Here is a 12,012-nt window from a genome sequence, read left to right as displayed (position 1 = left end):
ACACCAGTGCTGTAAGATCAGGCGTCCTGAAAGCCTGATCCTCAAATAATCCATGAACCGTAACTTCTCTGTCATAATAATTTACCGTATTATTCTGGGAATGGATCATTTGATGATGCATTTCATAATTCAATAAATGATATCCTGAAATTAGACGATTAGTTTTATTATTCAATAAATCATCCAGAATACAGACAAATAAATTTTTATAAAGCTCTATAAAGTTTGTAACCAGTTCGGAATTAAGTTGAGAGCTATTGTATACCACCTTATAGTGAAGTATCCCATCTTTAATTTCCTGTTCAATAGAAATCTTACCAACTATATTCGGACTCAATTCCTGATTAACTCTTATATCAGTAATACCTTCATAGTTAATAAAAAGATTCTTAAAGCTGGCCTGGGAAAAATTAAACTCCAGAATATCAGGTCTTGAAGCGTACTTTATGAGATCCGATACTGGTAAATAATCCGCTTTGGTATCCCATAAATTATTGAGATAGTCTACATTTTGATTAATCAGATCCTTAAGCCTGCTATCAGAAGAAAAATAATATCCTTTAACAATAGTATTAACATGCGATCCTAAAATATAGTCTTGCTGTTTTTTAATACTTACTGGATAATTAATAATCAGATGATTAACTCCAGAGATTCGATGGAGTAAAACCGCCAATATGAGCTGTCCATAAGCATAAGGAGTCAGTTTATAAGTTTCCGTTAATAATTTTATTCTGGAAAGTACTTCTTCAGAAAAAACAAAGCTGATCTCAGCTAATGAAATACAATGATTTACAGACTTATTACTATATATTTCCAAAAACCTAAACCCCGGATTTTCTATATTTGTTAAATATTTTTTCCAAAAATCAGAAATTACTTCCTTTCCATTATCCAATATACTCCTAATCTCCCTGTTCAATTCATCAAGTAAGTTTGTCTGCTGGGAAAGACTTAAAGGATTGACATAACTGGTATTGTTATAATATTTACTCAATTCACTATAAAGAAAATTATCCGTCAACCGATCTATAAGAATACTGGAAAACACATAAATTATCCGGTATTTTTCATCATCCTGTTTTATAATATAAAATCTTGACAGTTGTTCATTTTCAAGATCAAATGGCTTTAATACAAATTTTAAAAGTTCATCAGGATCAGTCTGATTAGAAAGCAATATAAGTAACGAAGCTGTATCGGGTATTAGACTTCTACTTTTCCAAAATAGCTCTCCATCTACATTTATTATATTACTATTAACTAATAAATTATGATTAACAAATCTTATCAGACTTATATTGAGCCTTTCAATATCAATAGCTCCTGAGAAGGTTTGATCTAAAATAATATGGGAATCACCGTTTAAAGGACTCAATTTCCACTTGTCATAAAAAACTTCCTGATAGGGTGTCAGTTTTAATAAAAATTCTTGCTTCATCATAATAAGAATATTAAATACACATTACCTCTCCTGAATAACAGATACTTTTCTGCATTTATCTTTTTGTTAGTTATGTTTTAATGATTATTAGTGTAATAAAAGAAGAATTATTATTAATAAGATGAGTATCACTTTCATCAATATATATTTACCATTCGTTGATAATTTAGAGATGATGATAAAAATTATTCTTTTTTCAAATGTAAATCTAACACACTAATACCGCATTGATAATCAATAACATGTAGTTTTATATTGCAATACATCAAGAATAATATCTATAAATATTTAATTGCTCAACACTTTTTATATACTTTCAAAGAAATATTAGAAATACTAAAGAGACACCATGTGCTAGTGAAAAAACTACATTAAATTAGTGATAATACTATTGATGATTAATAACTAATTAAATGATAAGAACGTATTTTTGTATATAATCCTACTAGAGAAACTGATTAAAGAAATATTGAAATGTAGGTTAATTATTACATTGATGGGGATAAAATTATTCCAGCACTTGGCTTACTACATGATACCTAAAAGGTATGTTTATGTATAACGTATGTGCAAAGGTTTTTAGTAAATTGTTTTTAATAATATTTCAAATGATATGATCATAAAAATATTTAATAAATAAGAAAATCTATATTAGAATGGGTCATACCATTTAATATCCTTTTTAAAGTGTTTTTTTTAAGTTATTTTTTAAACTATTGTACGGCAATGCAAATTACCAATCCCATTGCCGTTTTTTTTAACTCTTAGAGTTGACGTATTTATACATAAGTTTTATTTTAATTACCAATAGGACTGTCTCAAAGTGAGACAGTCATATTTTGTTTTTAAGATATTTTCCAATATGGATAATGGAAAGTAAAATTTTTGCCGCAAACGTAAGCGCAAGTCTTTAGTATATTGCATAAAAATCCCGGAGAACTTCATTCTCCGGGATTTTCTATATTTTGAATATTATCTATTTGAATATATAATTTAAAGTTAAGGCTATCACCTGTTCCGACTTTTTACTATCATTACCCCCGATTTCATTTACAAGACCCGGATATGTATCTGAGAATCCTAAATCATATCTTAAAACCAATTCAACTTGTCTCTTGTAACTATATCCTACTCCTAATCCAAGTCCCCAGTTGAAGCTCTTAGCTTTACCATTTACACCTGCAGGCTGTTTTGGATCAGTAACATCAGGATCGTAGTAAGGTCTCCCGGCAGGAGCATTTTTCACATTCTGATTTACTAAAAAATTAAATCTAGGACCTATCAATCCAAAGAATTCAGACTCAGATTCTGAAAAGTATCCTTTGAAATAAAGTGGTACACTCAGATAGTTATTGGCATATACTGCATCATAACCATCTTTTCCTTTAGCATCTTTATCTTTCCCGGTTTCTCCTGCACCATAGTACAAAACTTCGGGTTGTATAAAGAATTGGTTAGTTTTTCCCATCGGTATCATAGCCAAAACACCTCCCTGAAAAGTATATCTTGCACCAGAGGGATTGTGGGCATTTGCTATTCTTGAATAATTTACACCTGCCGTAAGGCCAAATCTTGTGTTTTTCAATTGCACCTGGGCAAAAGACAAACCAGAAAGAATTAAAGCTGAGAATAATAAATGTTTTTTCATGTGCTGTGGTTTTATATTGTTTTTGAAAATGTTCACTGCCTCTTCAATATTAAGAGATAATAAATAACATAATTGACTATATCTTAAATTTGAAATACTGGCACTATTGTCCTGATATAAAAGAGATCCGGCAATTGTGTGGCCATGCCGGATCATTAAAAACATAAATATCTACAGTATGAAACAATAATGTAGAAAATTCTTTAAAGAGACGTGACAAATGTAAACAGATATCTTTACTTATTCTACTGAACACCAATCATATTATCACTAATTTAATGTAGTTTTATAACTAATAAAGCTTGATTGAGCCAATCTATGTAAAGGCTGATTTACTGTTGTAGTAAAACAAGAGCCATTGAAAACTGTAGTATCAAACTGCATAGAAGTTATATTTTATATAATTTATTTGTCGATTTATATAATATAACGTTCAGAACTTACCCTATTTTAAGTACTTTATTATAACTGCCGGTTGTTGTATGATTCTATTGATTCCCTTGATTATGTAATTAAAAAACTACAAATAATTAATCAAAAAACTACACATTTATATTTTTCAGCTAATGATTTTGTGGCTAAATTTATGATATGGACTAACGTTGATAGGATGACGTAATTGTCTGAAGATCTCTGTTCGCCTGTAACCTGTGTTATTCAGGAATATTTTATTCAGATCAAATATAAATATCGGATTATTTTGTAATTAACGAAACGATTCTACTTTACCGATAATTATTAAGTAATACAGATATTTAGAGCTTTTACATCATGAAAATATCTTTAAGATATTACTCTTCAATTATAACGACAAATAACCATAACCATGAAAAAAAGATCAGCCTTTCTGTGTATTCTGGTTTGCTCTTTAACCGCTGCACAAGCTCAAACAAATGTTTCTCAACCAAAGAAAGCAAATAGTAAAGAAAACAAATCCAAAGTAGCTCCTAACCCTTCCGGTAAAAAACACGAAGAAGATGCAATTCCCATAACGATAAATCCTATCAAATCTATTACCAATAATATTGAGAATGTTTCGGGAGATCAGTATTCTTTTAAAGGATTCGGAACATCAAACGGACCAGCAATTATCTTGCATTCATCCAATGGGACTTCAGCTGCTCCATCGGATCTGGTTCCTAATGATGTTATTGGCTCAATCTATTTCAGTCCAAGAACAGCTGGTACATTAAATATTTCAACAGGATCTTCCATAAATTCCTATTACCGTGGAAATGGAACTACATTATTAAGCGATTTAATATTCAGAACTTCCAATGGAGAACGGCTTCGTATAAATCCTATTGGAAATATAGGAATCGGAACTACTACTCCCAATCATTTACTGGATCTCGGTCCATATATTGCAACCACACCTAGCGATATATTGGGAAAAAAATTCGCTGTATATAACAATCCAGCTGGAACTGATTTTTATGGTCTGGGAGTTAATTCAGGAATCCTGCAATTTCATGCAGGTTCCGCACCTACTATCTCTCCGGGAATGGTTTTAAGTTCTTCAGGAAAAGTGGGTATCAGAACAACTACACCGAATAACATATTAGACCTTGGGTATGAAATTGGAAGCTCTCCTAATGATGTACTAGGGAAAAAGCTTGCAATATACAATAACACAGCTGGAACTAGTTTCTATGGATTGGGAGTAAGTTCTGCTATTCTTCAATTTCATGCCGGATCTGCTGCAGACAAAGCACCTGCAATGGTCTTGAATTCTTCAGGAAAAGTGGGTATCGGAACAAATACTCCCAATAACATATTAGATCTGGGACCCTACCTGGGGACTAGTGCAACAGACGTACTCAGCAAAAAGTTGGCGGTGTATAATAATGCACAGGGAACTGATTTTTATGGATTAGGCAGCAGTACTGACCTACTTCAATTCCATGCCGGATCCACTGCTGCTAAATCCCCCGGAATGGTATTAAGCTCTTCAGGGAAAGTGGGTATAGGGACCACTACACCAACTAACATATTAGATTTAGGTACTGATTTAGGAAGCACTTCCAATGATGTACTGGGAAAAAAGATGGCAGTATATAATAGCCCAGGCGGAACTAATTTTTATGGATTGGGAGTAAGTTCTGCTATTCTTCAGTTTCATGCCGGATCTGCTAAAGACAAGGATCCTGCAATGGTTTTAAGCTCAGCTGGAAATCTGGGCATAGGAACCACATCACCAAAAAAAACAATGGATATAGAAGGAACTGCACGAATAAGCCAAACCGTAGCTGACAATATTCCCAACAGGTTAATGGGGGGACTAATGAACCCCTTTATGCCAGCACTGCAGATGGAACTATTCGTTATGCTCCCAATGGTTATACAAGAGTCTCTGGAGGATATAGACCTGGAGGAAATGCTCTGATAGCAACTTTCCCCAGAACAAATTTAATTGCAAGAATTCGATTTGTACATTATGTTGATCATAGTGATGATACAAATAACGGAAGAGCAGCAGCCTACACTTATGGAGATTTTACCATAATTGGAATGGATTATAACCATCTTAATACTATTGTTGATGTCACAATAAAAGGCTATGATGGAAATCCAAAATCATTTACCCGTACAGACACCAGCATCAGTTGGGTTAATTCTAATCTCGGCACAACCAAAATTAGTATAGATCAAGATAATGGGGAATTAAGAGTTACCAATACAAATGGTACCGTTTATAGCTATTTCTTTGAAATATTAGGTGGTATTTAAAATTATAGCAAGATTCTTAAGTTTCAAATAATAGATTAAACAGAAAACTAGCTTTACATAGAAATTAATTCAAATAAAAAACAACACAACCATATAAAAATATTCTCTGCTATTTGTTTACATTAAGATTATTTCTACATCTCTTCGATGAAATAACTTTCTGGTCTTTATCTTAATCTTATATATTCAAAAAAATAATACGATTTATTTGCACAAAATTCTACATTACTCATAAGATCCTCCTATATTAAAAGCCACAAGCATAGTATAAAAACTAATATAAAACCAATTTTAAACTACATAACTTACTATTTTAATTTAAAATTTAAATTCTACATTTGATTTACACTAAAAATTAATAACATGATAAAAAAACTTTTAGCTGAATTTTTCGGCACATTCTGGCTCGTTTTTGGAGGTTGTGGTAGTGCTGTTTTTGCTGTCGCTGTTCCCGACATTGGGATTGGACTTTTAGGAGTTTCTTTAGCTTTTGGTCTTACTGTTCTCACAATGGCCTATGCTGTAGGTCATATTTCCGGCGGACATTTCAATCCCGCAGTTTCATTCGGACTTTTAGCAAGTGGCAGGTTTTCTGCCAAAGAACTGGTTCCTTACATCGGAGCTCAGTGTATTGGAGCAATTGCAGCTGCAGGATGCCTGTATACGATACTGAATGGTGCCGGCACACTCGACTTTTCACAACCAGGAGCTTTTGCAACCAACTTTTACGATGTACCTGTATACAATGGAAAAGCTTTTAGTATGGGATCAGCATTTCTGGCCGAGTTTTTATTAACGGCACTTTTTCTTATTGTGATCATAGGAGCTACAGAAAAGTGGGCTGATGGTAAATTTGCAGGTATTGCTATTGGTCTAGCCTTAACTTTAATCCACCTGATCTCTATTCCAATTACAAATACATCCGTAAATCCTGCAAGATCGCTTTCACAGGCTATTTTTACCGGAGGACTTGCCATATCACAGCTCTGGCTTTTCTGGGTAGCACCCATTTTGGGGGGAATTGTAGGAGGATTGATCTATAAGTTTTTACTTCAGAGGGATTCTCGGGAAATAAACTGATAAAATTCCGCAAAAAATAAATTAACCTTTCAAAGTATAAACAATATAAAAGAAAGAGCCCTGCAGATTACAGTACTCTTTCTTTTTATATAAAGATATATCGATCCGCGGTACAAGATAACCGCTATACCACATGAGATGATTATCAAAATTTTAGTAAAAACACGTGATAATTAATGATTGATTTCAAGCTTTTGCAATTGTTCTTTTGTCATTGTAGAAGGTGATTTAAACATTGATCTGTCATTACTATTCAAATTTGCCCTGTGGAAATTACTGTTATTGATAGCATGGGCTAAAGCAACTCCAAGTTGTTTCCATTCTTTAGGGGTCACCCAATAATCATACCCTGCTTTACTATAAGTTGTTTCTAAAGTAATCGCATTAACTAGATCCCTTTTATTGTACCAAAACCACGTTTCAGGAAAGTAGGTGTTAAGGAAGTTATTTCCTCCATCTGTCGGAGGAGCTTCTATTCTGCCATTATAAAAACTGGCTACAGTTTGAATAAAGTTTATTTGCTTATTCCATAGATTCTGTTGCCGACTATCATAATTGTTTCCAGGCCCAAAGTGAGGAAAGAAGAAAGCTGGTGTATTAATATCGCTATTACTGGAATGTAAATTTAATGCTAATACAACCGGATGTACCTGATCTACTACTACTGCTGACATTGCATTTTTATTCAGGAATTTGTTTTCTACGGGTGCACTATCCTGGAGATATATGGGATTTAGCGTAGTTTTATCAAAAAGCCATTGCCCTTCCAAATTGGTACTCGAACCATTGGTTCTATAATTTCCCAGAATAATACCATCAGGATTATGCATCGGTACAATTTTAAATATATATTTTTGACGAAGATCAGCTCCTAAACTACTTTCGGAAAGGATAGTATTGATAAGACCTTCCAATACGTAAGAGCTTCCCACTTCTGCTGCATGCGTTCTGGCATGAATCCAAATTGTTTTCTTATCAGGATTTTGATTTGTGTTTGTTATTGTTAATAATTCTATTGAAGTATTCTTGAAAGGGCTATTTCCTAAAGAGCTGATTTTTACATTAGGATTTACAGCGATGGAATCCCGATACTCCTTATAATCCTTAGTTGTATAAGGAAAAGTTCTGGCAATCCATAATGAAGATTGATCTCCGGATAAAGATACCTCAATAGTTGCTGGATCAATTTGCTTTACAGCGGATTCCGGAAAGTGTTTCCAGTCTTTACCATTGGTAGAGAATACCGGAACAAAATAGTAAGGAAATCCTAATTTAGTAAACCTTAATTTGGCTCCTGAGCTCGGAATGTACTCTATCTTTACATTCCACCAAGTACGATATGAGTCTGGTAAAGAAGAATTGCTATTATCATTTTTAAGGTCAAGAGACCATACATCCTGAGAAATTCGGGTTACCTTCCCAATACTTCCCGATTCAAAATCAGTACTAAAACAAAGCCCATTACATGTTTTCTTATTTTCCTGTTCACTGATTGTATTCTGGGAGCAGCTATAAATAAGAAAAAAAAGAGAAACCCATAAAAATTGTTCTTTTTTCATAACTGATAATATATTTATTAGACTTGAAAAACTATAACTTATATTATTTTTTAAGCCTTATTATTCAATATACTTTTTAGCACATTCTCTTATTGCCGCAATAATCAAACATAATATAGTGTCTGGAATATTATTTTTCTATATGTTCTTCTTATCCTTATTTTATGGACAACATCTTTTCTAAAAAAAAGAATTAAAATCGTCTTTTTCCCAAGCCAATTTGTATTAATATGATATATCCATCTGTTGGCCATATAGTAATTGGTTTGATTACTCATCTCTATGAGTATTTGCTGCTTGCTCATACCAATATAGTGTTGGTACTCATCTTTTTTTTTCATATTTGTCATGTATTTAAAGCAACTTCATTAATTCAAAAAAAGATTATATCTTTTTAAATGTGGGTTTGCTGCTCTTCCCACCTCCTTTCAGATCATATACCATAATGCTTTTATCTGACTTCAAGGATCAATTTTTACAAAAATAACATACATTCTTATTACAGAAAACACAAACAATGTAGTTTTATATAGCAAACCATATATTACAATAACTACAATTCACAAAATTCAATATAAATAATTAAAATTTTGTAAATTATATACTACACTATAATCTAATAAGGAAGTACCTTAATAGACGATTTAGAGCTATTATCGACTTCAAAAACATCTGGTATTAAACCTAATGATACCATTAATTCCACAGGTGCAGCAGCCAAGCACTTAATTTGCTGCAAAAACAGCTTTTCAGCACCTAAATGCTTGGCCAAAGGCTGTAAAAGGTTTATTATCCAGCCGATTGTAACCTAATGATGTTAAATCAAATACAACTCAGTAACCAGTAGGAACTAAACAACAAAACAGGAGATCAAAATGACATCTGATCCCCTATTTTTTTTATACTTCTTTAAATTGCGACAACAATTTATTTATTCACTATAACCTTATGTACAGTTTCAAAACCTAATCCTTTTATAGTAATCATATAAGTCCCATTTTCCCAGCCCATTGTAGATATCGCCTTCTTTGTATCTGGTGGTACTTTATTTTCAGTATACATCAATTTACCTGACATATCAAAAATTTCAATATTGACTTTTCCTAATATATGATCGGAAAAATTGATAAAGAATTCATTTTTAGCAGGGTTTGGATAAAGAGTAATTCCAGTTTTACTTACATTTGACTCTTTAGATTCTAATGAATTACACACAGAGGGAACAGTAAAATCTTCTGTCTGATCATTAATATCTGTTTTACTTCCCGCAGAAGCATTGACCCCTAATCCTCTTTTAGCAAAAGCTTTCCAGATCATACACTTATCTATCCCACCAGTGGTCGCTTGATCAGCAGCAAGAATTGCATCTCTTCCATCAATAAATGTTGGATTACAGGCCTGAAGTTTCAAAGCATCCATAACTAGTTGCATAACTCTTGTACTACCATTGGTAGTGTTGGCTGTCAGATCGGCTGAATAGCCATATTTTTCCACATATTTCCAATGAAGATCCCATAGCATTGTAGCCCAGACAAAACCTATAGAATGTCCATCCGGCATGCCATTGGTATCTCCATAGGTATAATTATTAATGGCGAAATCCGGAGAATATCTGGCCGGACGGCCTCCATTGCCTGTAGTTGGCTCTCCGATTATATAAGTACCTAAACCTCTTGGAACCGACGCACTGCTGTTCTGTGTATTGGTTAACATCAATGCAAAAAAATCTGACCATCCTTCACCCATTTGTTCCTGACTTTCGCTTGTTTCCAAACAATTATATCCTGTACCAGTTAACCTATTGGAAACTCCATGACCAAATTCGTGGCTCATAATTCCACTGTCAAAGCTGCCATCCGGAGCAGTATCTCCTGTACCGCTTTTTAAAGTTATATTTACGGTTGTCCCAGCCTGCAACAAGTTCTTAATATATTCTCCTTCAGAGTTTTTTATTAATACTGAAGGTATTGTTATGGTATTATCATCACCAAAAAAGCCTATGTTCTCGAAAGCGGGATCTTCATATATTATAGCACCTATAGCACCTGCATTTTGTATATTCTTTACTTTGGTGGTAAATGTACACGGAGGGTTTTGCTGAATTTCTGACATCGTCAACCCTTTTATTAATGCAATTTTATTAGTAAGTGAACCGGCTGATAGTGCCGTGCAACCATTGGCCACAGGAACTGACTGAATATCTCCGGTAACTCCTATATTATTTAAAACGGGGCCAAAAGAAGCAGCCTTGGCTATCGGCACCCTTGTTGTTGCTTGAGGTGGTGTGTTATAGTATAATTTTTTAATGGGAGACCATAAAAACATTTTCATCGTGGGTTTGATCCCATCAGGGGTAGGAAAAAAAACAGCATTGTTCATACCTTCATCACTTTGTGCTTCTGCCAATACATAATCATTTCCAATTCCTCCATTACTAAAATTATTTTGCTGAAAATTCCTTGCCGATTCCGTAAAGCCAAACTGATAAAAAATATCGTGAACTTTATTATTGAGGTAAAATAAATTGGTAATAGCAGCATCACGATTATCCAAAGAAGTCCCATTGATATTAAATGGGTAATCAAAGATTCTTGAGGTCCCTCCGTCGGGTGAATAGTCAGCAATTTCATTACGAACATAAGCATACACATTATTTCCCTTAGTAATCGTATAATGATTAGTCCCGTCAGAATGCCATCCTTCGGGGGAAGCAGTGAGAATCCATGGGTCATTGGTCAGCGTCCTATTGCCAAAGGTAGGAGCCTCTACAGGTAATTTAAATACATTATAGGAAGCATGATCCGGTGTCCATAAATTGGACCATTGATATTGCAGCTCATTAAAAACAAAAGATTTATTTTTACTACCTGCAAAGTCATGGGAATATGCATCAGTGTTGAAATTACAATAGGATGCCAAATTGATCTTACTAATAATATTACCCTTATCTGCATCCACTAATATGTTCCAGTAATTAGAAGTTCCTGGCTCGGACATTAATAATTCATGACACGCGATGAGTGTATTATTGTGTATTGCATAAACCTGCCTTTCTCTTACTATATTATTGCTCCCAGAGCTGGAATCATAAAAACCAAGCAGGGTATAATTTCTGATTTCTGGCTTTTTAAAGGTATCTGCTATTGTTTGCAAGATACTTTTCTTGTCAGTGATTTTTCTGGGTTCAGAAACACTTCCTTGGTAGTCCTTAATAAAATTATCCGTATAGTAAAGGATATTATTATCCCTTATGAAAACTGTTCCGACAGAGCTGTATATAGGAATTCCATTATAAACTTGCCGGAATTTAACAACACTTCCATTCAATGATTTTGATCGGTCTACATTCTCAATAATGAAGTTGGCAAGATCCGTTTTTTTAAACTCTTTAAGCTTATTACTTGATATATAACTTCTTATTAGGTCTTCATTATTCTGAGAAAACAAATCATTAGATAGAAATAATAAAACTGCATATAGCAGCAGAGGTAATTTTTTCTTTTCCATATTGTTTGTATTTATAAGAAGAAAAAAATATGTCACATAAATTA

7 protein-coding genes are annotated in these 12,012 nt (G+C 33.4%); 3 read left to right on the top strand and 4 right to left on the bottom strand.

Going from position 1 to position 12,012, the window contains the following annotated elements:
• Both ACLMCG_RS09990 and ACLMCG_RS09985 read right to left on the bottom strand, forming a co-directional pair.
• On the bottom strand, positions 1–1,444 hold a 1,444-nt coding region (locus ACLMCG_RS09990; protein WP_413960438.1), incomplete at its 3' end, for a condensation domain-containing protein.
• A 976-nt stretch (positions 1,445–2,420) separates the two neighbouring features.
• Positions 2,421–3,092, bottom strand: coding sequence for a porin family protein (locus tag ACLMCG_RS09985; protein WP_413960439.1), 672 nt, complete (start codon positions 3,090–3,092; stop codon positions 2,421–2,423).
• Positions 3,093–3,918: 826 nt separating this feature from the next.
• Here ACLMCG_RS09985 and ACLMCG_RS09980 point away from each other — a divergent pair.
• The 3 genes from ACLMCG_RS09980 to aqpZ all read left to right on the top strand — a co-directional run bounded on the left by ACLMCG_RS09980 (position 3,919) and on the right by aqpZ (position 6,902).
• On the top strand, positions 3,919–5,478 hold the full coding sequence (locus ACLMCG_RS09980; protein WP_413960440.1) for a hypothetical protein: 1,560 nt from the start codon (positions 3,919–3,921) through the stop codon (positions 5,476–5,478).
• 125 nt (positions 5,479–5,603) lie between these two features.
• Complete coding sequence (locus ACLMCG_RS09975; RefSeq protein WP_413960441.1) at positions 5,604–5,822, top strand: hypothetical protein; 219 nt, start codon at positions 5,604–5,606, stop codon at positions 5,820–5,822.
• Between the two features lie 366 nt (positions 5,823–6,188).
• Positions 6,189–6,902: an aquaporin Z gene (gene aqpZ / locus ACLMCG_RS09970; protein ID WP_413960629.1), complete on the top strand. Its 714-nt coding sequence runs from the start codon at positions 6,189–6,191 to the stop codon at positions 6,900–6,902.
• Positions 6,903–7,075: 173 nt separating this feature from the next.
• On the opposite strand, the gene ACLMCG_RS09965 is transcribed toward aqpZ, so the two are convergent.
• Positions 7,076–8,461: a M14-type cytosolic carboxypeptidase gene (locus tag ACLMCG_RS09965; RefSeq protein ID WP_413960442.1), complete on the bottom strand. Its 1,386-nt coding sequence runs from the start codon at positions 8,459–8,461 to the stop codon at positions 7,076–7,078.
• Positions 8,462–9,388: 927 nt separating this feature from the next.
• The gene (locus ACLMCG_RS09960) at positions 9,389–11,968 is read right to left on the bottom strand and encodes a T9SS-dependent M36 family metallopeptidase (protein ID WP_413960443.1); all 2,580 of its coding nucleotides are present in this window, start codon (positions 11,966–11,968) and stop codon (positions 9,389–9,391) included.
• Positions 11,969–12,012: the final 44 nt, after the last annotated feature.

This window comes from Chryseobacterium sp. S90 (genome assembly GCF_047444895.1).
In the GTDB taxonomy this organism is placed as follows: domain Bacteria; phylum Bacteroidota; class Bacteroidia; order Flavobacteriales; family Weeksellaceae; genus Chryseobacterium.
The sequence above is the reverse complement of the archived record's forward strand: the minus strand, read 5'-3'. Positions and strand labels throughout refer to the sequence as shown.

Excerpts from the sequence above, each read along its gene's own strand:
- ACLMCG_RS09980 (WP_413960440.1), top strand. The coding sequence starts at position 3,919 with ATGAAAAAAAGATCAGCCTTTCTGTGTATTCTGGTTTGCTCTTTAACC.
- ACLMCG_RS09965 (WP_413960442.1), bottom strand. The coding sequence starts at position 8,461 with ATGAAAAAAGAACAATTTTTATGGGTTTCTCTTTTTTTTCTTATTTAT.
- ACLMCG_RS09975 (WP_413960441.1), top strand. The coding sequence starts at position 5,604 with ATGGATTATAACCATCTTAATACTATTGTTGATGTCACAATAAAAGGC.
- ACLMCG_RS09985 (WP_413960439.1), bottom strand. The coding sequence starts at position 3,092 with ATGAAAAAACATTTATTATTCTCAGCTTTAATTCTTTCTGGTTTGTCT.
- ACLMCG_RS09960 (WP_413960443.1), bottom strand. The coding sequence starts at position 11,968 with ATGGAAAAGAAAAAATTACCTCTGCTGCTATATGCAGTTTTATTATTT.